The sequence below is a fragment of the Micrococcus sp. 2A genome (assembly GCF_039519235.1).
Lineage (GTDB): Bacteria > Actinomycetota > Actinomycetes > Actinomycetales > Micrococcaceae > Micrococcus.
Map to the genome: position 1 here is coordinate 2,600,777 of NZ_CP154351.1, position 20,856 is coordinate 2,621,632.

Below are 20,856 nucleotides of genomic sequence, written 5' to 3' on the forward strand. Positions count from 1 at the left end.
GGGCGCGTCGCCGTCGTCGAGCGAGGAGGAGACGCCGTGGAGATCCTGACCGCCATGGCCGTGGGGGTGTTCCTCATGGTGGCCTGGACCGTGGGCGGCTGGCTGATCGTTCGCATGGGCTTCGCCCGGGACAGGGACGGCGCCCCACACCGCACCCCCGGCGCCCCCGCCGTGGACCCCGGCACCGACCCCAACGCGGCCTGGCGGGCGCAGATGAAGGCCGCGACCGCCGCCTCGGGCGCCGTGTGCGCGTGCCCTCAGCCGGCCGGAGCCGCCGACGGCCGCGGCGCGGGTGCCGGCGTCACCGGCGCCGACGTCGTCGAGCCCTCCCCCGACTGCCCGATCCACCGCTGGGACTTCGCCTGACCGGAGCCGACCGCGCCGGGTGTCCCGAACGCGCCGGCGAGCGGGTCGGCGTCGGGACCGGCGCCCTCGGACTGCTTCACCAGGTCCTCCTCCGGGTGCAGGATCTCCCGCACCACGCGGGCGCAGAGCCAGAGGACGGCGAGCATGTGGGCGAGGATCGCGGCCACGTACACGGAGTCGTCCATGGAGTGCTGCGGCATGGAGCCGGCGGCGGTCTTGGCCAGGTACATCCACACGGCGAAGAAGTGCAGGGCCTCCACGGTCTGCCACACCCAGAAGTCCCTCCAGCGCGGCAGGGCCAGCGCCATGAGCGGGATCAGCCAGATCACGAACTGCGGCGAGTACACCTTGTTCGTCAGCACGAACGCGGCCACCACGAGGAACGTCAGCTGCCCCAGGCGCGGGGTGTGCCGCGCGCGCACGCCGAGCACGAAGATCGCTGCGCAGCACACCGCGAACGTCCCGTAGGCCAACAGGGAGAGGGAGTCCGCCGGCACCCTCCCCCACCCGGCCTGGACGGCGACGACGTCCCACGCGTGCCACACGCTCGACAGGCCGGGGCCGCGCTCGCCGGAGAAGGTGAAGAACACGGACCACGCGTCGAAGTTGGCCACCATGAGGGGCACGTTGACGGCGGTCCACGCGAGCAGGGTGCCCGCCGTCGCCGTGAGGAACGGCGCCCAGCGGCGCGAGCGCACGGCCAGGATCAGCAGCGGCCCGAGGATGAGCAGCGGGTAGAGCTTCGTGGCGGCGCCGAGACCGAACAGCACACCCGCCCAGCCGGGCCGCCCGCGGGAGAACACCCACATGCCCCACGCCATCAGCGCCACGGCCCACAGGTCCCAGTTGATGGTGCCGGCCAGGATGATCCCGGGGGCCACGGCCACCATGAGCCCGTCCGTCCAGCGGCGGCCCGCGGTGCGCACGGTCAGCACGGCGACGGCGGCCCACAGCCCCGTGACGAACAGCAGGTTCACGATCCAGAACACGAGCGTGCCCTGCTCGGCGCCGAACGGGAGCCCCTGCGTGATCTGCGCGGTCACCGATCCCACGAGGGACATCAGCACGGGGTACTCGAAGGTGGACCCGGCCGCGAACGGCGCCCACGCGTTCTCCGCGAACCCCCGCCCGCCGTACAGCGCCGCCCAGTCCGAGTAGCACCCGGCGTAGTACACGTTGGGCGCGCCCCAGCCGTTCAGCAGGCACGGCGCCTTCTGCAGAAGGCTCACGACGGCGGCCAGCGCCACCAGCAGCCCGGCGAGGGCCGCGGGCGAGGCCCAGGATCCGGTCCCCCGGCCGGGGCCGTTCGCGGCCAGGCCCCCGGGGAGGGCGAACCGGCCCGCCCCGCGCCCGATGCGCGCCGCCGAGGCCGCCGCGTGTGCGCCCTCAGCGGAACGCGCGGCGGTGCCACGGCCCTGCTCGGAGGCCTCCCGGGACGGCCCGGAGAGGGCATGCGTGGGCGGCTCGTCAGGGGTGGCGGCGTGCGCCGGGGCCGGGCTCATGCTCCCATCCTAGGAAGCGCGGAGGACACCTCGTCGCGCCCCCGTGCCCCCGTGCGTCGTAAACTGGGGGCGCTGTTCCCCCGGGACAGTGCGCCCGCGCACCGCTGCGCGGGCCCCTCGTGCGCGCCCGCCGCGCCGAGCATCCATCCCGGATCCGCTGAGGAGAGAACCTGACCGTGGCCAAGAACCCCATCCGCGTCGCCATCGCCGGCGTGGGCAACTGCGCAACGTCCCTGATCCAGGGCGTGGAGTACTACCGCGACGCCGCGCCCACGGACGCCGTGCCCGGCCTGATGCACGTGCAGTTCGGGGACTACCACGTCTCCGACCTGGAGTTCGTGGCCGCGTTCGACGTGGACGCGAAGAAGGTGGGCCTGGACCTCTCCGAGGCGATCCTCGCCTCCGAGAACAACACCATTAAGATCGCCGACGTCCCCCACGCCGACGTCACCGTGCAGCGCGGCCCCACCTTGGACGGCCTCGGCAAGTACTACCGCGAGACCATCGAGGAGTCGGACGCGGAGCCCGTGGACGTCGCCCAGGCGCTCAAGGACGCGAAGGTGGACGTGCTCGTCTGCTACCTGCCCGTGGGCTCGCAGCAGGCGGCCGAGCACTACGCGCAGGCCGCGATCGACGCCGGCGTCGCCTTCGTCAACGCCCTGCCCGTGTTCATCGCCGGCACCCCCGCGTGGGCCGAGAAGTTCACCGCGGCCGGCGTGCCGATCGTGGGCGACGACATCAAGTCCCAGATCGGCGCCACCATCACCCACCGCGTGATGGCCAAGCTCTTCCAGGACCGCGGCGTGACCCTGGACCGCACGTACCAGCTCAACGTCGGCGGCAACATGGACTTCAAGAACATGCTCGAGCGCGAGCGCCTCGAGTCCAAGAAGATCTCCAAGACGCAGGCCGTCACCTCCAACACCACCGCGAAGCTCGCGGCGGACGACGTGCACATCGGTCCCTCCGACTACGTGGCCTGGCTCGACGACCGCAAGTGGGCCTTCGTGCGCCTCGAGGGCCGCAACTTCGGCGACGCCCCCGTCAGCCTCGAGTACAAGCTCGAGGTGTGGGACTCCCCCAACTCGGCCGGCGTGATCATCGACGCCGTGCGCGCCGCGAAGATCGCCCTGGACCGCGGCACCGGCGGCCCGATCCTCTCGGCGTCCTCGTACTTCATGAAGTCCCCGCCGGTCCAGCACAACGACGACGAGGCCCGCGAGCTCGTCGAGGCGTTCATCCGCGGCGACATCGAGCGCTGACGGACCGCACGCCGCACTGGGCGCAGTACTGCCAGGCAACCCACCGGGTTGCCTGGCAGTACTGCGCCCAGCTCATCTGGGGGAGGCCCCGGTGACCCCGAGGCCTCCCCCTCAGAAGAGCCCCGTCACCGTGCCGTCGTCGGCCACGTCCATGCGGTCGGCGGCCGGGGAGGCGGGCAGGCCCGGCATCGTCATGACGGCGCCGGTGAGCGCGACGACGAACCCAGCACCCGTCTTCGCGGAGAGCTCGCGCACGGACACGGTGAACCCCTCGGGCGCGTTCAGGAGCGTGGGGTCGTCCGAGAACGAGTACTGCGTCTTGGCCATGCACACTGGCAGGCGGTCCAGTCCACGAGCGCGCAGCTGCGCGAGCTGCCGCCGGGCCACGGGGCTCAGCTCCGCTCCGGCGCCCCCGTACACGCGGCGGACGACGGCCTGGATCCGCTCCTCCACCTCCATCCCCTCGGTCCACAGCCCGGTCAGCGGCGGCGCGGGCTCGCCCGGGGCCGGCAGGTGCTCCCCCAGCAGGCGGGCCAGCTCGAGGGCGCCCTCGCCGCCGCCGCCCCACACGTCCGCGACGGCCACGGGCACGCCGTTCTCCACGCCCCACGCGCGCAGCACGTCGAGCTCGGCGTCGTCGTCCTGCGTGAACCGGTTCACGGCGACGACGACGGGCACCCCGTACGCGCGCATGTTCCCGACGTGCCGCTCGAGGTTCGCCAGGCCGGCCCGCAGGGCGCCCACGTGCTCGGCGCGCACGTCGGCGAGGCCCCGGCCCGAGCGCTCGGCCGCCTCGGCGATGCCCGCCTTCACGTCCGGCAGCGCGATCCCGGCCTGCAGCTTGAGCGCGCGCACCGTGGCGACGACGACGGCGGCCGCGGGCGGGAACCCGCCGGCCACGGCCGTGATGTCCATGAACTTCTGTCCGCCGAGGTCCGCGCCGAACCCGGCCTCCGTGACCACGAGGTCTCCGAGCCGGCGGGCCGTGCGCGTGGCGATCACGGAGTTCGCCCCGTGGGCGATGTTCGCGAAGGGGCCGCCGTGCACGAGCGCGGGCGTGCCGCCGAGCGTCTGCACGAGGTTCGGCTCGATCGCGTCCTTGAGCAGCACGGCCATGGCCCCCTGGGCACCGTTCGGGCCGATCTGGGAGGCGGTGACGGCCTCGCCGTCGTACGTGTAGCCCACCGTGATGCGGCCGAGGCGGGCCTTGAGGTCGGCCAGGTCCGCGGCGAGGCAGAAGACGGCCATGGTCTCGGTCGCCACGGTGATCTCGAAGCCGCCTTCACGCGGCACGCCCTGCGTGCGGCCGCCCAGGCCCGTGACGACGTCGCGCAGCGTGCGGTCGTTCATGTCCAGGGCACGCTTCAGGGCGATGGTCCGCGGATCGATGCCCAGCGCGTTGCCCTGCTGCACGTGGTTGTCCACGAGGGCGCAGAGCAGGTTGTGCGCGGAGGTGATGGCGTGGAAGTCGCCGGTGAAGTGCAGGTTGATGTCCTCCATGGGCACCACCTGCGCGCGGCCGCCGCCCGTGGCGCCGCCCTTGATGCCGAACACCGGCCCGAGGGAGGGCTCGCGGAGCGCGACGACGGTGCGGGCTCCGGCGACGGCGCCCGGCGCGTCCGGCTGCTGCGCCAGGAGGTTGAGGCCGTCGGCCAGGCCCACGGTGACGGTGGTCTTGCCCTCGCCGGCCGGCGTCGGGCTGATGCCGGTGACGAGCACGACGCGGCCGCGCTCGGGGGCGGTCAGCGCGTGGACGTCCACCTTGGCCATGTGCCGGCCGTAGGGGATGAGCAGGTCCTCGGCGATCCCGGCCTCGGCCGCGATCTCGGCGATCGGACGGATCGGATGGGCGGCGGCGATCTCGGCGTCGTTCATGGGGCCGATCCTGCCACCTGGCCCTTGCGGGCCGCCGCCCCTCAGCCCTCCGCGCCCTCCTGAGCCTCCGGCTGCTCCGCCCACCAGCGGCGCAGCTCGGACTCGGCCACATCCGCCTCGTGCGGGCCCTCGTCGAGGCGCCACTCGAGCAGGTGCCGGTAGGCCCGCCCGACCACGGGGCCGGGGCGGAGGCCGAGCAGCGCCATGATCTGCTCGCCGTCCAGGTCCGGACGGACGGCCGCCATCTCCTCCGCCTCGGAGATCTCGGCGATGCGCCGCTCGAGGTCGTCGTACGCGTGGGCCAGGCGCTCGGCCTTGAGGCGGTTGCGCGTGGTCACGTCCGAGCGGGTCAGCGCGTGGAGACGCGGCAGGAGGTCCCCGGCGTCGTGCACGTAGCGGCGCACGGCGGAGTCGGTCCACCCGGCGTCCCCGTACCCGTAGAAGCGCATGTGCAGCTCCACGAGGCGGGCCACGGCCCTGATGGTGTCGTTGTCGAACTTCAGGGCGCGCAGCCGCTTGCGCACCAGCTTGGCGCCCACGTTCTCGTGGTGCCGGAACGTCACGGCGCCGCCCTTCTCGAAGCGGCGCGTGGCGGGCTTGCCGACGTCGTGCAGCAGCGCAGCGAGGCGCAGGACGACGTCGGGCCGCTCCGGGGAGTACTCCGCCTCCAGCTGGGCGGCCTGCTCGAGCACCGTGAGGGAGTGGTCGTAGACGTCCTTGTGGCGGTGGTGCTCGTCCGTCTCCAGCTTCAGCGCGGGCAGCTCGGGCAGCACGTGCTCGGCCAGGCCGGTGCGGACCAGCAGGTCCAGCCCGCGCCGCGGGTGGGCGCCGCACACGAGCTTCACGAGCTCCTCCCGCACGCGCTCGGCGGAGATGATCGCGATGCGCTCGGCCATGGCCGTCATCGCGGCCTCCACCTCGGGCGCCACCTCGAAGCCGAGCTGGGAGGCGAAGCGGGCGGCGCGCAGCATGCGCAGCGGGTCGTCCGAGAAGGAGTCCTCGGGGGTGCCGGGGGTGCGCAGCGCGCCCGCGGCGAGGTCCCGCACGCCGCCGTGCGGGTCCACGAGAGCCATCTCGGGCAGGCGCAGGGCCATCGCGTTCACGGTGAAGTCGCGGCGGAAGAGGTCGTCCTCGAGGCTGTCCCCGAAGGCCACCTGCGGCTTGCGGCTCTCCGGGTCGTACTGCTCGGCGCGGTAGGTGGTCACCTCCAGCTGCCAGCCGCCCTTGCGGAAGCCGATCGTCCCGAACCGCCGGCCCACGTCCCACGTGGCGTCCGCCCAGCCGGCGCCCACGGCCTCGGCGGCGTCCGGGTCCGCGTCCGTGGTGAAGTCCAGGTCCCCCGAGTCCCGCCCCAGGAAGAGGTCGCGCACCGGGCCGCCCACGAGGGACAGCTCGTGCCCGGCGCCGGCGAACCTCTCCCCCAGCTCCACGACGACGGCGGGCAGGGAGGCGTCCGCGGGGAAGCCGGGGGGCAGTGCGAGGGAGTCGTGGCTCAGTTCCATGATGCCTACAAGGGTGCCAGACCCTCTCCGCCCCGGCTCCGCGCCCGCCGCGTTAGAGTTGTGGGCATGACCAGCCCCGATCCTTCTGCGCACCGGGGCGCCCCCCTGCCCTCCGCACTGGGGCTGCGACGACGTCGTCCCGAGCCCGTCCGAGCGGAGGTTCCCCCCGTCGTCGCGCCGCGGGCCCCCGGGGCGGCCGGACTGCCCACCGTCGAGGAGGTCTCCGCCGGCGGCATCGTGATCCGCGAGCACGAGGACGGCCTCGAGGTGGCCATCATCGCCCGGTACAACCGCGGCGGACGCCTCGAGTGGTGCCTGCCCAAGGGCCACCCCGAGGGCGCCGAGGACCACCGCCAGGCGGCCGTGCGCGAAGTCGAGGAGGAGACCGGGATCGCCGGGCACATCCTCGAGCCGCTGGGCTCCATCGACTACTGGTTCACCGTGTCCCGCCACCGCGTGCACAAGACCGTGCACCACTTCCTGCTGCGCGCGACCGGCGGCGAGCTGACCATCGAGAACGACCCGGACCACGAGGCCGTGGACGTGGCGTGGGTGCGCCTCGAGGACGTCGCGCGGCGCCTCTCCTTCGCCAACGAGCGCCGGATCGTGGACCTGGCGCGGCGGATCGTGGACCAGCACTTCCCCGCGGGCGGCGCCCGCGACCACCGCCCCTGAACCCCGGCCCCGAGCGCGGGGCCGCCTGAGAACGACGGGTGACCCCCATGAGCAGCAGACCTGCCCCGCGCCGCGCGCTGGAGACCGCCCCGGCCGCCACCCCCACCCAGGACGAGGTGACCGCCGAGGGGGCCGCGCAGACCGCCTCCCCCGGGGCGACGCCCTCGGCGGCCACCGAGGCCACGGCGCCCGCCGACGTCGTGCCGGAGGGCGAGCAGCGCGCCGCCCGCTCCACCGCGATCATGGCCGCGGGAACGCTCGTCTCCCGCGTGCTGGGCTTCGTGCGCACCATCCTGCTGGCGGTCGCGATCGGCTCGACCGCGCTCGTGGCGGACGTCTTCGAGTCCGCGAACACGATCCCCAACGTGATCTACATGCTGCTCGCGGGCGGCATCTTCAACGTGGTGCTCGTGCCCCAGCTGATCAAGCACGCGAAGGACGCCGACCGCGGCGCGGACTACACCTCGCGCCTCATGACCCTGGCGACCCTCGTGATGGCGGCGTTCACGGTGCTGCTGACGCTGGCCGCCGCGCCCCTCATGAGCACCCTCACCGCGGGCTGGTCCGAGCCGATGCTCGCGCTCGGCACGGTCCTGGCCGTCTGGACCCTGCCCCAGGTGTTCTTCTACGGGATGTACGCGATCGTGGGCCAGGTGCTCAACGCCCACGGGCGGTTCGGCGCGTACATGTGGGCGCCCGTGGTGAACAACGTGGTCGCGATCGCCACGATCGTCCTCTACCTCGTGATGTTCGGCCGCTACTCGGGCGGGGACCAGCTCGCGGAGTGGACCACCACGCAGACCATGGTGCTCGCCGGCGGCCACACCCTGGGCATCGTGGCGCAGGCGCTCATCCTGTTCCTGCCCCTGCGGAGGCTCGGCCTGGGCCTGCGCCCCACGTTCGGCTGGAGGGGCATGGGCCTGCGCTCCACGGGCAGGCTCGCGGGCTGGACCCTGCTGACCATGCTGGTCGGCAACGTGGTCAACCTGCTGTGCACCCGCATCGTCACCGGCGCGACGGCGGCCCGCGCGGACGCCTCCGCCCGCATCCCCGGCACGGAGGGCTGGTCCGACGCCTTCGCGCAGGCCGCGGTGCCCGGGCTCCAGGCGTACAACGTGGGCATGCTGATCGCGATCCTGCCGCACTCGGTGTTCGTGATCTCCCTGGCCACCGTGCTCTTCAACCGCCTCACCCGCGCCGTGGGCAGGGGCGACGACGGGGCCGTCCGCGACTCCCTGCGCTCCGGCCTGCGGGCGTTCACGGTGCCGCTGCTCTTCGCCGTGGGCCTCTACGTGGTGCTCGCTGGGCCCCTGGGCCGCATCTTCGGCTCCTCCGCGGACACCGCGCTGGCCTCCGGCGTGGCGATCGGCCAGATCCTCCTCATCCTGGCCGCGGGCCTGCCGTTCCGCTCCGCGAGCTTCTACCTGCTGCGCAGCTTCTACGCGGCCGAGGACGCCCGGACGCCCATGGTCATCCAGGTGACCTCCGCCCTCGGGATGCTGGTGCTCGCGTACGCCGGCGCCTGGGTGCTCCCGGCCTGGTCGTTCGGCCACTGGGTGGCCGCCGTCGGCACGCTCTCCTACGTCTACCAGTTCGTGGTCGCCCACGCGCTGACGGTGCGGCGCATCGGCGACTACGGCCTGGCCTCCGTGGTGGCCGCGCACGCGCAGACCGGCCTGGCGGCCCTCGTGGCCGCGGTGCCGGGCGCGGCGGTGGTGTGGCTGCTCGGCGGCTACGACGGCGGCTACGCGTGGGAATCCATCCTGACGGCACTGCTCACCTGCGCACTGACAGGCGCCGTGATGGCCCCCGTCTACCTGATGGTGCTGCGCGCCCTGCGCTTCCCCGAGCTCGACGACGCGCTGCGGCCGATCGTCAGCCGCGTGCCGGCCCTGGGCCGCGTGCTCGGCTCCCGTTCCCCCTCCGCCCGCTGACCCCGCCCCCGACCCGCCGTGGCGGGCCCCGCCCCAGTATCATCGGGATTCGTCCCCGTCGTCAGGAGAAGACCCCGTGACCCAGCCCCTCGCCGTCGGTTCCGTCCTGGGCGGCCGCTACCGCATCACCGAGCACCTGGTCACGTCCGCGGACCAGAACCTCGTGTTCCTCGGCGCCGACCAGGTCCTCAACCGACGCGTCACCATCCTGGTGGCCTCAAGGGAGGACGCGGCCCAGGTGGCCACCTCCGCACGGGAGCTGGCCACGGGCGAGCGCCAGGACGACGTCCAGGTCCTGGACCTGGGGCTCAGCGAGGGGCGGACCTACCTGATCGCCGGCGGCGGGCCCGACCCGGACGTCCTGCTGGGCCTGGCCTACCCCCAGGAGGTGTTCGTCGAACCGTTCCAGACCGACACCCTGGGCTCGGAGATCTTCGGCGAGGCGCGCCGGGGCGAGGCGCACCGCTACGAGGACGACGAGGACTACTACTCCGACCTCGACCGGCAGCTGCGCGCCGACGAGGAGCAGTCGCGGCGCCGCCCGGGCATCCTGAACCGCATCTCGGACCGCCTCACCGAGCGGATCCGCCCCGCGGACGGCACCGCGGCCAAGGCCGCCGCGGCGGCCTCCGCCCTCGCCGCCGCCGCCGCCGCCACGCGCGCCCGCGTCGAGGAGGTCAAGGCCCGAGAGGAGCGCGCGGCCTCGGAGCAGGCCGACGCCCAGCAGTCTGAGCTGAGGCCGCGGGACGAGCTCACGCAGGAACCCGATCCCACGGAGTCCGTCGCCGTCGTCCAGGCGGACGGCGCCACCGACGCCCCGACGGCGAACGAGGCCGCCGACGCCCCGACCGAGACCCAGGCCGACGCGTCCGAGACCCTCGAGGATGCCGCGGCCACGCCGTCCACGGAGACTCGCGCACCCGCTCCGACGCACCCCGAGGAGCCGTCGGCTGACACCGCGGCCTCCTGGCGGGCCGACGTCGCCGCGGCCACGGTGGCCGCCACCGGCGCCGAGCCGGCGCCGCGCACCCGTCCCGCGCCCCGCCGCGCGCTGCCCGCCTTCACGCCGCTGAGCACCACCCCGGGCACGGAGGGCGGGGAGACGCCCGCAGCGTCGTCCGGGGAGTCCCCCGACGCGTCCCGCGCCCCGCTGACCCCCATCGCTCCCCTGGCCCCCGACGCCCTGCCGCGCGCCGCGGAGGCGGCGGCGCGCCCCGCCGTCGCCCCCGTCCCCGACCACGTCCACGACGCCGAGGCCGGCTCCCGCGCCGAGGCCCCGGAGGGCTCGGGCGGACGGTCGAAGTGGCTGCTGCCCCTGCTGATCCTCCTGGGCCTGCTGGCCGCGGTGGCCCTGGGCTTCCTGCTGCTGAACCAGAACCTGCGCGCCGTGCCGGCGGCGGAGAGCTCCTCCGCCGCCGCACCCCCGGCGGCCTCGTCGTCCCCGGCCTCCTCCCCCGCGGAGACGGCCACCAGCCCGGCCGAGTCCGAGACGCAGTCCCCGGCCGAGTCCGCGGCCCCGGCGGCGAGCTCCCCCGCCGCGACCGGGGGCGCGTCGTCGTCGGAGACGGCCCCCGCCGGGCGCCCCCGCGCCGCGGGCGTGGCCCGGTCCGTCCCGGACATGCCGAGCCTGGAGGACGCCCACGACGGCGAGCTGGGCAGCCTCGTGGACGGCGACACGTCCACGGCCTGGCAGAGCTACACCTACACGCGCCCCAACTTCGGCGGCTATGTGGCCTCGATGGACCTCGCGGTCGCCCTCGAGGAGCCGGCCCGGGTGAACGAGGTCGTGGTCGACCACGCCGGCGGCTCCGGCGGTGCGTTCACGGTGCTCCTGGCGGACTCCCCCGACGGGGAGAACGCCCGCGAGGTCGGCCAGGGGACCTTCGACGCCGACCGCGCCGTGGTCCCGGTGGAAGCCGACGACGCGGCGGCCGGCCACGTGATCCTCCGCATCACCTCCCTGCCCCGCCTGGAGGCCGGGGGCGGCGAGCGCCCGTACGGACTGCGCCTGACGGAGGTCACCGTCCGCTGAGCCGTCCCACGCGGGGCGTCGGGAACCACCCGGGGCGCCCGCGGGCGGAATACCCGGGGCGCGGCCGGCTGTTGTGCCGGGTGAGCGTCCGTCATCCCGACCCCACCTGGAGGAACCCCCGTGGCACCCACCGATCAGGACCCGAGCGTCCGCAACGTCGCCATCATCGGCTCCGGCCCGGCCGGCTACACCGCCGCGATCTACACCGCGCGCGCCCACCTGGAGCCCGTGCTGCTGGCCGGCTCGGTGACGGCCGGCGGCGAGCTGATGAACACCACCGAGGTGGAGAACTTCCCCGGCTTCCCGGAGGGCATCCAGGGCCCGGAGCTGATGGCCAACCTCGAAGCCCAGGCCCGCCGCTTCGAGACGGAGGTGCGCTACGACGACGTCGTGGAGGCCGACCTCACCGCCACCCCCAAGGTGCTCACCCTGGGCGACGGCTCGCGGATCAGCGCCCACGCCGTCATCATGACGACCGGCTCGGCCTACCGCGAGCTGGGCGTGGAGGGCGAGAAGCGCCTCTCCGGTCACGGTGTGAGCTGGTGCGCCACGTGCGACGGCTTCTTCTTCCGCGACCAGCACATCGCCGTGGTGGGCGGCGGCGACTCCGCGATGGAGGAGGCCCTCTTCCTCACCAAGTTCGCCTCCAAGGTCACCGTCCTGGTCCGGAAGGACTCGCTGCGGGCCTCGAAGATCATGGCGCGCCGTGCCGAGGAGAACGAGAAGATCGAGTTCCGCTGGAACACCGAGGTCGTCGAACTCGTGGGCGCGGACAAGCTCGAGTCGGTGCGCCTGCGGGACACCGCGACCGGCGAGGAGTCGACCCTGGACGTCACCGGCCTGTTCGTGGCGATCGGCCACGATCCGCGCACCGACCTGGTGCAGGGCCAGCTCGAGCTCACCGAGCACGGCACGATCCGCATCGACCACCCGTCCTCCCGCACGTCGGTGCCCGGCGTCTTCGCGGCCGGCGACGTCACCGATCACAGCTACCGCCAGGCCATCACCGCGGCCGGCTCCGGCTGCGTGGCCGCCCAGGACGTCGAGCACTACCTGGCCACCGTCGCGGACGTGGAGGAGGCCGCCCCGGCCGAGCCGGCCTCCGACAGCGTGCCGGCATGACCGTCTGACGTTTGACCCGTGAGATCTGCGGGACTGCGTCACCCTCGTACCAAAGAACGACCCTGAACCCGTCTCGAACCGAAAACCAGGAGGCTCCCATGAGCACCATCACCGTCACCGATGCCGACTTCCAGCAGAAGGTCCTCGACTCCGAGCTCCCCGTCCTCGTGGACTTCTGGGCGGAGTGGTGCGGCCCGTGCCGCATGCTCGGCCCCGTCCTCGAGGAGATGTCCGACGACTACGAGGGCAAGGTCGTCATCGCCAAGGTGAACGTGGACGAGAACCCGGCCTCGGCCGCCCAGTACGGCGTGACCTCGATCCCGCTGGTCCTCGGATTCCAGGGCGGCCAGAAGGTCGCCGAGTCCGTGGGCGCCAAGCCCAAGGCGGCGCTGGAGAAGGAGTTCTCCGCGCTGCTGGGCTGACCAGTCCCCCGGATTCCCACAGCAGGGCCCCCTCCAGACGGAGGGGGCCCTGCTGTGTCCGCGGACGCGGACCGATGCGCGGTGTCGGGGGTCAGCGGGAGGTGTCTCCCTGGATGACGTCCATGATCCGGTTCAGATCGTCCACCGAGGCGAAGTCGATCGCGATCCGACCCTTCCGCGCGCCCAGCGTGATCTTCACGTTCGTGTCGAGCCGCGAGGTCAGCGCCGTGGCGAAGTGGTCCAGCCGCTCGTGGTGGGCGCTCTCCCCTCGCGTGCGTCGCGCTGCGGGGCCGGGGCGAACCGTGCCCTGGAGCTGCGTGACAGCCTCCTCGGTGGCACGCACGGAGAGCCCGTCGGCCACGATCCGCTGAGCGAGGCGCTCCATCTCCGCCGGATCGGCGAGGCCCAGCAGAGCGCGGGCGTGGCCCGCGGAGAGTGCTCCCGCGGCCACCCGACGCTGCACCAGGGGAGGCAGGCGAAGCAGGCGCATGGTGTTCGAGATCTGCGGCCGGGAGCGGCCGATCCGCTGCGAGAGCTCGTCCTGGGTGCAGGCGAAGTCCTCCATGAGCTGCTGATACGCGGCCGCCTCTTCGAGAGGATTCAGCTGGGATCGGTGGAGGTTCTCGAGGAGCGCGTCCCGCAGCAGGTCCTGATCCGGGGTGTGCCGGACGATGGCGGGAATGGTCTCGAGCCCGGCCAGCTGGGTGGCCCGCCAGCGGCGCTCACCCATGATGAGCTCGTACGGGACGGCCCCGGAGACCTCACGGACCACCACCGGCTGCAGCACGCCCACCTCGCGGATGGAGGTGACGAGCTCCGCCATGTGCTCCTCGTCGAACACCTCACGCGGCTGCCGCGGGTTCGGCTGGATGTCCCCCACGGGGATCTCCCGCAGCACGGCGATGCTCGTGGGGACGGTGCCCTCGCTCTGCGGTGCAGGACGGGCGGCAGTGGCGCGCCCGGCGGGCGGAGCTTCCGTGGTCGTGGCACCCGTCGCTCCGGCGTCGGCCGGCTTCGTTCCGGTGTCCGCTCGTCCGGGTTTCTTCGTCGCCGGGGCCTTCACCGTGGGCATGACCGGCCGGCCGCCCCGCGGGGCCTGTCGCGAGACAGGCTCATCGGAGGCCGTCGCTGGGGTGTTTTCGACGGCGGCGGATGCCTCTCCCGACGACTCGGGCTCGGCGGGAGAGGAGAAGAAGACGTCCACGGGACGCGGTCCTGCGGCTCCCCCGCTCGTCTGTGCGGTGCCGGCCTTGGACTGCGGAGCATCGTCCGTGGAAGGGGCGGCCTTCGTCTTGCCCCCAGTGCCGCCTTCACTGTCTGCCTTGTCCGCAGGGCGCGACTTCCGAGCGTTCTCCGTCTTCGGCGTGGCGGCCGAGACGTCCTTGCCGGCCTTGGCGTCGCGCGCCTGCTCGGCGGGAACGAGAGTGGCCTCCTCCCCTGCCTCGGTCTGCTCGATCTCCGGTTCGGCGGTGCTCTGGATCAATGCTCCAAGGCCTCGGCCGAGGCCTCCGCGGCGGCTGGTCTTCACAGGTCCTCCTGGCGAGTGGGGTGGTCGAGGTCAGTCTATGCGCGGCTCTCGCTCTCGGTTGCTGCCTGTTCCTTTCTGCCGCAGCCGCGTTGCGGCCGGAACGACGCCAGCGAGGACGGCCGTCACGGGGTGGGATGTTCCCCGGCAGCTCTGAGGGTCTGTCGTTTCACGTGAAACACCATCCGTGCCCTTCGGCCGCAGGGGAGATTCAGAACTCCGGGGCTATCGACGTACACACTCGGCTGAGGCCCCGCTCCCGTACAGAGACTCGATTCAACAACCAGAAGCGCCTGTACCGGAGTCCTTCAGATGTGCTTCCGCAACTGAGGTCCAGATGTGCCGATGCGGCCCGCAGCTGACGGCCTTACAATCCGTGCCAGGTATCCAGTGCCCAGTGCCCAGCTTCGAACACGGCAGACAACTCCCCAGATCCCGCGATTGGCGGCAGCGGAGATGACCTGCCCCGAGGGAAGTCCGATCCCGTCCATCTGCGGGGATCTACTCCGCCCTAGGTGCCGAGACGAAACGCTCCACGTTTCACGTGAAACATGTCAGGCCAGGTGTATCACGATGCGGTGAATCAGGCAGTTGTTCCGACTCTTGGGCTACGGGCGGACGCGCGCATAGACAACCACCGGCACGTGCCGATGCATCCGCCTCTCGCGGCCTGACGCTAGCGCCCACCTATGCGCCCGATAGAGGAGGGCTGCCTTCTGTGGAGTGTCGTATCCGGAGGACCACTTCAGGGCGCACTCTTCCACCTGTGTCAGGCCCAGAGGAAGAGCAGAGACTTCACTCAAGGTTCGCCGGATGATCCTCAAATGCATTCTTCAAGGATGGCGATCGGAGCACTCGGAAGGCTTCAGAACCACGGGCCACAGGGCGCGCGAGGTCGAATCGCCCCCTGTTTCACGTGAAACACGGCTGAGGCAGCTGGCCGTCGCCTTCGCTTGCCCATTGCGTTCATCCTTCTCAGTCCCTGCTCACGCCGGAGCCGCAGGTGAACTAGACGGTGCAGGTGTCATCCCCGTTGGGGGAGCGGTCCGTCCAAACGCGAGGTGCCACCCGGCCAGCACCGCTTTCCCAGAACGGCGCAGCACCTGCCGGCACGTCCCCGTGCATACAGTTCCCGGCTCCGCCATAGAGCGCTCGCCTTTCTCGGCGAGAGGAGTCCGAGGGAAATCACGCCCCTTCTGCCTCTGAGTTCGCCACGGGAAATAGCGGGCACAAGGGGAGCAGGGGCCAGTGCTCGGAAGATGCCTGAGCATTGCAGCCGCATTCCACCGTTCACTTCGTCCCTCAGACCGCAGCTGGCAGCTCGCAATCCATAGACCGGTGCCTCGTGCACACCACGATGTCCACAAGCGGGAGAGTCACAAGAGGCCCCGTTATCCACACGGAGGTCTTTCATGAACAGCGATTGACCTGTATGCCAGCAGACTGGTGTCGTTGTTGTCCACAGGAGTTCTCCACATATCAACAGCGGATCCTCCTCCTGCTCCCCGGGGCTCCACGGTCATCCACTCTCCCTCATCCTCTGCGCGGTCGCATGGGATCGACCCGTGGCGCTGGGGGAATGGGCGAGTGGCGAGCGGGGTCTCCGCGGGGATGGCGCGCCCAGTACCGCTCGTATGCACTGAGGTCCGTCGCACGCGTGGACCCCGACGCTGTCCGCACTGAGGCGGCACCGCCCGGGGAGGGGCCCCGACGCCGGCGCCGACTGCTCGTTGCAGAGTGGCCCATGCCTGGGCAGGCGTCCCGCGCCAGATAGGCACGCCTCGAACACCCCGCCGCACCGGGCCCGCGGCCCCGACCGGCACCCACCGGCCCGGGCCCGCCCAGTCCCCTCCCGCGAAGGGTCGACCGTCGAGGATGCCTCACGCGCGGTTTCACGTGAAACGGCGGCGCCCGCAGGCGCCGCCGTCGCTCCTCTTGCCCTGCACGATCAGGACAAACATCAATTCATCGCGTTCGATGTAACGCGGGCCGACCCGTCACAGAGGCGTCGGGGCACCTCGCCCGGCGATCTCGACCGCCGCCTCCCGATACGCCACCGCACCGGCAGACGCCGGGTCGTACGTGAGCACCGTCTGCTGATAGCTCGGGGCCTCGGAGATGCGCACGTTGCGGGGGATGGCGGTCTGGAGCAGCTGCTGGGGGAAGTGGGCCCGGACCTCTTCGGCGACCTGGACCGCCAGGTTGGTCCGCGCGTCGAACATCGTGAGGAGGATGGTCGTGACCTGCAGCCTGCTGTTCAGGTGCTTCTGGATCATCTGCACGTTCTTCAGCAGCTGCGAGAGGCCCTCCAGGGCGTAGTACTCGGCCTGGATGGGGATGAGCACCTCCTCGGCGGCCACGAACGCGTTCACGGTGAGCAGGCCCAGCGAGGGCGGGCAGTCGATGAACACGTAGTCCAGCCGCTCCTGGCCCTGCTCGGCGCGCCATGCCACGTAGCGCTCGAAGGCACGGGAGAGGCGCTGCTCACGGGCCACGAGGGAGACCAGCTCGATCTCGGCGCCGGCGAGCTCGATGGTCGCGGGGACCACCTGCAGCCCGTCGACGTCGGGCGCGTCCTGCACGACGTCCTGGATCTCCATCTCATCGAGCAGCACGTCATACACGGAGGGGACGTCCCCGGCATGGGGGATGTTCAGCGCGGTCGACGCATTGCCCTGCGGGTCGATGTCGATCACCAGCACGCGCATCCCGGCCCGCGCCAGGGCGGCGGCCAGGTTCACCGTGGTGGTCGTCTTGCCGACGCCACCCTTCTGGTTGGACGTGGTGATCACCCGCGTCCGCTCCGGGCGCGCCAGTCGGCGCGCCTTCGGACGGGCGGCCTCCTCGGCGCCCGACTTCTCGGGGGGCCGTCCGGACCACTTCTGGCGCAGGGCCTTCCAGGCCCCACCCCGGCTCTCCTGCTCCTGCGCCATGCGGCTCTTCCTTCCGTGAGGCGGGTACGACGTCGTCGACGGGGATCCGCGCCGGCCCCTCCCGGGGGAGGGGCCGGTCAGCGGGGGCGTCGGGCGGCCACGCGCACCACCGTGGTGGTCTCGGGGAGCAGCCCCTCGCCCAGCGTGAGGATCTCCGGTTCAGCTCCACCATACGTGCGGAGCACTTTCCGGGCCGCGCGGATCTCCTCGGGCGCGGAGCGTCCCTTGATGGCCAGCAGCTCGCCCTCCCCGCGCAGCAGGGGCATGGTCAGGGGCAAAAGGTTCTTCATGGCTGTCACAGCGCGCGCGGTCACGACGTCGGCGCTGACCTCGCCCACCACCTGCTCCGCACGGGCACGGACCACGTCCACGTTCCCCAGGCCCAGGTCCTCGACCACCATGTCCAGCCACTCGACACGCCGCTCGAGGGGCTCGATGAGCACGAACCGGCAGTCCGGGCGAGCCAGCGCGAGGCAGAGCCCGGGCAGCCCGGCGCCCGAGCCGACGTCGGCCACATGCGCGTCCCGGGGCAGCAGCTCCGCGACGACGGCGCAGTTGAGCACGTGCCGCTCCCACAGACGCGGCGCCTCGCGCGGGCCGATCAGGCCCCACTCGATGCCGGTGTCCGCGAGGTGGGCCACGTAGCGCTCCGCGAGGGGCAGAGCGTCCCCGAACAGCTGACGGGCGGGCCCGGCCAGCTCGGCGGTGAGCGGCGGGGCCGGCTGGCCCTCGGGCGCGGGTCGTTCCCCGCGCTCACCCGGGCGCAGCCCGGGCCGCTCCTCGTAGGACGGCGTCGGCGACTCAGGCATCGGCGGACACGACGACGTGGCGCCCAGCGCCCTCGCCGTCCGACTCGGAGGTCAGGGCCGCCTCGGCCACCACGTCGTGCACGATCTTGCGCTCGTAGGCGCCCATGGGCTCCAGGCGCACCGGGCCCTCGCCGTCACGCACGCGCGCGACGGCGTCGGCGGCCAGCGCGCGCACCTCGGCGTCCCGGCGCCGACGGTGCCCGCAGATGTCCAGGATGAGGCGGGAGCGGTGCCCCGTGGACGTCAGCACGGCCAGGCGCGCCAGCTCCTGCAGCGCCTCGAGGGCGCGGCCGTCCTGGCCCACCAGGGCCGCCAGGCGCTCGTCGTCCTCCTCGGACACCACGGAGACGTAGGTCCGGCCGTCGCGCACCTCGATGTCGATGTCCCCGTCGAGGTCGGCGATGTCCAGCAGCTCCTCGATGTAGTCGGCCGCCACCTCGCCCTCCTCCTCGAGGCGGCGCAGGCCGTCCTCCTCGGGTGCCTCGTCCGCGCCGGGAGCGGCGCCGTCGTCGGGCACTGCACCTCCCTCCGGAAGGCGGACGTCCTCCTCGACGGCGGGATCCTGTGCGGGCACGGTCACTTCCTCCTCCGGTTCTTGCGCTGCGGCTGCACGCGCTGACCCGGGCGGAGCGGCTCACCGTTGAGCACGGTGCCGGCGGACGCACCCGAGGTGTGCGCGGAGGACGAGGCGGCCGGGGCCTCGGTGACCTTCTTGCCGACGGGAGGCAGGCCCTTGGCGGCGCGGCGCTCGTTGAGCTCCTGCTCGGCGATCGAGCCGGGGGTGGGGTTGTTGCGGATGATCCACCACTGCTGGCCCACGGCCCAGAAGTTGGAGTACGTCCAGTAGAGGAGCACGCCGATGGGGAAGTTGATGCCGCCGATGCCGAAGATCAGGGGCATCGCGTAGAGCATGATCTGCTGCGTCTGGGCCATGGGACCGGTCAGCGCGGTCTGGCTCATGTTCTTGGACATGAGCATCTTCTGCATGTAGAACATGGAGCCGCTCATGAGCAGGATGAGGACCAGCGCCACGATGAGCACGGGCAGGCCGCCGTCCTGGCCGAACGAGCGCATGAAGGTGTCCGACATGCGGGCGCCGAAGATCGTGGAGCCCTCGAAGGAGCGGATCTGGTCCGCGGAGAGCGCGTCCATGCCCTGGCCCTGCTCGGCGGCGGTCCGCGCGCCGATGAGCACCTGGTAGAGGGCGAAGAAGAACGGCATCTGCACCAGCAGCGGGAGGCACGCGGCGAACGGGTTCGCCTTGTGCTCCTTCATGAGGGCCTGCTGCTCGAGCGCCATGGCCTGGCGGGAGAGCTGGTCCTTCTTGCCCTTGTACTTGGCCTGCAGCTTCTGCAGCTCGGGCTGGATGGCCTGCATGGAGCGCTGGGCGTTGATCTGCTTGACGAACAGCGGGATCAGCAGGGTGCGGATCAGCACCACCAGCAGGAGGATGGACAGCGCCCACGTCCAGCCGGAGTCGGAGGGCATGCCCACCGTCTCCAGCAGGGTGTGGAACGCCCCGAGGATCCAGGACATGAGCCAGCGGAACGGGGCGAGGATGGCTTCGAACATGGGGGTCAATCCTCCGGCTGAGGGTCGGGTGGGACGGGAGGGTGGTTCAGGGAGATGATCCGGGGCTGCCGGCCCGGCGGCCACACGCGTCGGCCTGGCGGCACGGGGTCCACCCCGCCGTCCGCCCACGGGTGGCAGCTGGCGATCCGACGAGCGGTGAGCAGACTCCCCTTCGCGGCCCCGTGCACGTGGACGGCCTCGAGGCCGTAGGCGGAGCAGCTGGGGAAGTACCGGCACACCTGCCCGTACAGGGGCGAGACGGCGAACCGCCAGGCCATGATGACCCACGCGAACAGCGTGGAGGGCAGGGCGCGGAGGGGTCCCCATTCCCGCGCGGGCTCGCGCACCGTGAACGGTGAGGAGGCGGTGGCCATCAGGCCTCCTTCGCGAGGGGCGGCGGCGGGGGGAGGGGAGAGGGGTCCGCAGTCAGGCCGCGGGTGCGCAGCGCCTTGGCGAGGGCGCTGCTCACGTCTCGGCGCAGCGTGGCGTGGTCCGCGTCGGCCGCGGCGGGCAGGGCCCGCACCTGGACGAGCACGGGCAGCCCCCGAAGGGCCGGGGTCTCGAACTCGTGGCGGACGATGTCCCGCAGGCGGCGCTTGACGCGGTTGCGGACGACCGCGTTCCCCACGGACTTGGAGACGACGAACCCGGCCCGCGGTCGCTGAGGCGTGCTCAGCGTCGAGGGCCGGGTCGGCGCAGGGTCCAGGGCGAGGGACACCACGACGCTCCGACGGCCGACCCGGGTGCCGGTGCGGCCGATGTGGCGGAACTCCGCGGGGGTCCGGACGCGCCGGTCTCGGGGCAGCACGGCGCGCGTCAGCCCTGGAGGCGCCTGATCAGGCGGACAGCTCCGCGCGGTTCTTGCCGCGGCGGGCGGAGAGGATGGCGCGGCCGGCGCGGGTGCGCATGCGGGCGCGGAAGCCGTGCTTGCGGGCGCGGCGGCGGTTGTTGGGCTGGAAGGTGCGCTTGCTCACTGTGATCACTCCACGACGTGTTGTGTGTGCCTGCGACCGCCGACCTGAACAGGTGAACCAGGGGGATGGACCGGTGAGGCTCTGACATGAAATCCCCGGCGGGCACGATGGATCGACAGCCCGGGGGACCAGGCAACTCTAGTTCCCACGGACGCGCGGGTCAAACGGGTGCGCGGGCGAGCCCGGGCGCGCGGGGCGGGCGGGCGGGGTCGTCCACAGGAGGATAAGGGTTGTCCACCGACTGTGCACAACCCTGTGGACAGTCGCTAGACTCCCCTCACCGAGTCCGAAGGACGCCGTTCGCCGCAGTCTTCTCACCTTTGGTGGGCTGCCCCAGGAAAGGAAGTCTCC

18 protein-coding genes are annotated in these 20,856 nt (G+C 72.3%); 7 read left to right on the plus strand and 11 right to left on the minus strand.

Features of this window, described 5'->3' with window-relative positions; all coding sequences use genetic code 11:
• Window positions 1-36 precede the first annotated feature (36 nt).
• Window positions 37-366, plus strand: a complete 330-nt coding sequence (locus tag AAG742_RS12105) for a hypothetical protein (protein WP_298710855.1) — start codon at window positions 37-39, stop codon at window positions 364-366.
• On the opposite strand, the gene AAG742_RS12110 is transcribed toward AAG742_RS12105, so the two are convergent.
• Complete coding sequence (locus AAG742_RS12110) at window positions 258-1,868, minus strand: glycosyltransferase 87 family protein (protein ID WP_298710852.1); 1,611 nt, start codon at window positions 1,866-1,868, stop codon at window positions 258-260. The two genes, AAG742_RS12105 and AAG742_RS12110, sit on opposite strands and share 109 nt — an antisense overlap.
• A 176-nt stretch (window positions 1,869-2,044) precedes the next feature.
• Here AAG742_RS12110 and AAG742_RS12115 point away from each other — a divergent pair, with 176 nt between their 5' ends.
• Window positions 2,045-3,130: an inositol-3-phosphate synthase gene (locus AAG742_RS12115; RefSeq protein ID WP_248116758.1), complete on the plus strand. Its 1,086-nt coding sequence runs from the start codon at window positions 2,045-2,047 to the stop codon at window positions 3,128-3,130.
• 111 nt (window positions 3,131-3,241) lie between these two features.
• Here the strand turns inward: AAG742_RS12115 and AAG742_RS12120 are convergent, their stop codons facing one another.
• A complete protein-coding gene (locus AAG742_RS12120) occupies window positions 3,242-5,005 on the minus strand; it encodes a formate--tetrahydrofolate ligase (RefSeq protein ID WP_298710849.1) in 1,764 nt (587 codons plus the stop codon).
• Window positions 5,006-5,046: 41 nt separating this feature from the next.
• Complete coding sequence (locus AAG742_RS12125) at window positions 5,047-6,507, minus strand: CCA tRNA nucleotidyltransferase (protein ID WP_298710846.1); 1,461 nt, start codon at window positions 6,505-6,507, stop codon at window positions 5,047-5,049.
• A 66-nt stretch (window positions 6,508-6,573) separates the two neighbouring features.
• Between AAG742_RS12125 and AAG742_RS12130 the strand changes: the two genes are divergently transcribed.
• From AAG742_RS12130 to trxA, 5 genes are all read left to right on the plus strand, one after another.
• The gene (locus AAG742_RS12130) at window positions 6,574-7,182 is read left to right on the plus strand and encodes an NUDIX hydrolase (protein WP_248116752.1); all 609 of its coding nucleotides are present in this window, start codon (window positions 6,574-6,576) and stop codon (window positions 7,180-7,182) included.
• 47 nt (window positions 7,183-7,229) lie between these two features.
• Window positions 7,230-9,116, plus strand: coding sequence for a lipid II flippase MurJ (locus AAG742_RS12135; protein WP_298710844.1), 1,887 nt, complete (start codon window positions 7,230-7,232; stop codon window positions 9,114-9,116).
• A gap of 76 nt (window positions 9,117-9,192) precedes the next feature.
• Window positions 9,193-11,148, plus strand: a complete 1,956-nt coding sequence (locus tag AAG742_RS12140) for a hypothetical protein (RefSeq protein ID WP_298710841.1) — start codon at window positions 9,193-9,195, stop codon at window positions 11,146-11,148.
• A 120-nt stretch (window positions 11,149-11,268) separates the two neighbouring features.
• Window positions 11,269-12,270, plus strand: coding sequence for a thioredoxin-disulfide reductase (gene trxB, locus AAG742_RS12145; protein ID WP_298710838.1), 1,002 nt, complete (start codon window positions 11,269-11,271; stop codon window positions 12,268-12,270).
• Window positions 12,271-12,368: 98 nt separating this feature from the next.
• Window positions 12,369-12,692: a thioredoxin gene (trxA, locus tag AAG742_RS12150; protein WP_248116745.1), complete on the plus strand. Its 324-nt coding sequence runs from the start codon at window positions 12,369-12,371 to the stop codon at window positions 12,690-12,692.
• A gap of 91 nt (window positions 12,693-12,783) precedes the next feature.
• On the opposite strand, the gene AAG742_RS12155 is transcribed toward trxA, so the two are convergent.
• The 8 genes from AAG742_RS12155 to rpmH all read right to left on the minus strand — a co-directional run bounded on the left by AAG742_RS12155 (window position 12,784) and on the right by rpmH (window position 20,505).
• Window positions 12,784-14,175 carry a ParB/RepB/Spo0J family partition protein gene (locus tag AAG742_RS12155; protein ID WP_298710835.1) on the minus strand — a complete coding sequence of 464 codons (1,392 nt, stop codon included), beginning with the start codon at window positions 14,173-14,175 and terminating at the stop codon, window positions 12,784-12,786.
• Between the two features lie 2,039 nt (window positions 14,176-16,214).
• Window positions 16,215-17,150, minus strand: a complete 936-nt coding sequence (locus tag AAG742_RS12160; RefSeq protein WP_248116739.1) for a ParA family protein — start codon at window positions 17,148-17,150, stop codon at window positions 16,215-16,217.
• A gap of 77 nt (window positions 17,151-17,227) precedes the next feature.
• Window positions 17,228-17,959 (minus strand): 16S rRNA (guanine(527)-N(7))-methyltransferase RsmG, encoded by a 732-nt coding sequence (rsmG, locus tag AAG742_RS12165; RefSeq protein ID WP_248116737.1) that lies wholly within the window; start codon window positions 17,957-17,959, stop codon window positions 17,228-17,230.
• Complete coding sequence (locus tag AAG742_RS12170; RefSeq protein WP_248116828.1) at window positions 17,952-18,476, minus strand: R3H domain-containing nucleic acid-binding protein; 525 nt, start codon at window positions 18,474-18,476, stop codon at window positions 17,952-17,954. The genes rsmG and AAG742_RS12170 overlap by 8 nt, the downstream gene beginning before the upstream one ends.
• A gap of 59 nt (window positions 18,477-18,535) precedes the next feature.
• Window positions 18,536-19,531, minus strand: coding sequence for a membrane protein insertase YidC (gene yidC, locus AAG742_RS12175; protein ID WP_248116735.1), 996 nt, complete (start codon window positions 19,529-19,531; stop codon window positions 18,536-18,538).
• Window positions 19,532-19,536: 5 nt separating this feature from the next.
• Entirely contained in the window at window positions 19,537-19,905 is a 369-nt protein-coding gene (gene yidD, locus AAG742_RS12180) for a membrane protein insertion efficiency factor YidD (RefSeq protein WP_248116733.1), read from the minus strand.
• Window positions 19,905-20,339: a ribonuclease P protein component gene (gene rnpA / locus AAG742_RS12185; protein ID WP_248116731.1), complete on the minus strand. Its 435-nt coding sequence runs from the start codon at window positions 20,337-20,339 to the stop codon at window positions 19,905-19,907. Before rnpA ends, yidD begins: the two co-directional genes overlap by 1 nt.
• 28 nt (window positions 20,340-20,367) lie before the next feature.
• Complete coding sequence (gene rpmH, locus AAG742_RS12190) at window positions 20,368-20,505, minus strand: 50S ribosomal protein L34 (protein ID WP_248116729.1); 138 nt, start codon at window positions 20,503-20,505, stop codon at window positions 20,368-20,370.
• Window positions 20,506-20,856: the final 351 nt, after the last annotated feature.

What these genes read in the sequence shown, in the direction of transcription:
- AAG742_RS12110 (WP_298710852.1), bottom strand. Translation starts at nt 1,868, where the DNA reads ATGAGCCCGGCCCCGGCGCACGCCGCCACCCCTGACGAGCCGCCCACG.
- AAG742_RS12120 (WP_298710849.1), bottom strand. Translation starts at nt 5,005, where the DNA reads ATGAACGACGCCGAGATCGCCGCCGCCCATCCGATCCGTCCGATCGCC.
- AAG742_RS12125 (WP_298710846.1), bottom strand. Translation starts at nt 6,507, where the DNA reads ATGGAACTGAGCCACGACTCCCTCGCACTGCCCCCCGGCTTCCCCGCG.
- AAG742_RS12130 (WP_248116752.1), top strand. Translation starts at nt 6,574, where the DNA reads ATGACCAGCCCCGATCCTTCTGCGCACCGGGGCGCCCCCCTGCCCTCC.
- AAG742_RS12135 (WP_298710844.1), top strand. Translation starts at nt 7,230, where the DNA reads ATGAGCAGCAGACCTGCCCCGCGCCGCGCGCTGGAGACCGCCCCGGCC.
- trxA (WP_248116745.1), top strand. Translation starts at nt 12,369, where the DNA reads ATGAGCACCATCACCGTCACCGATGCCGACTTCCAGCAGAAGGTCCTC.
- AAG742_RS12160 (WP_248116739.1), bottom strand. Translation starts at nt 17,150, where the DNA reads ATGGCGCAGGAGCAGGAGAGCCGGGGTGGGGCCTGGAAGGCCCTGCGC.
- rsmG (WP_248116737.1), bottom strand. Translation starts at nt 17,959, where the DNA reads ATGCCTGAGTCGCCGACGCCGTCCTACGAGGAGCGGCCCGGGCTGCGC.
- yidC (WP_248116735.1), bottom strand. Translation starts at nt 19,531, where the DNA reads ATGTTCGAAGCCATCCTCGCCCCGTTCCGCTGGCTCATGTCCTGGATC.
- yidD (WP_248116733.1), bottom strand. Translation starts at nt 19,905, where the DNA reads ATGGCCACCGCCTCCTCACCGTTCACGGTGCGCGAGCCCGCGCGGGAA.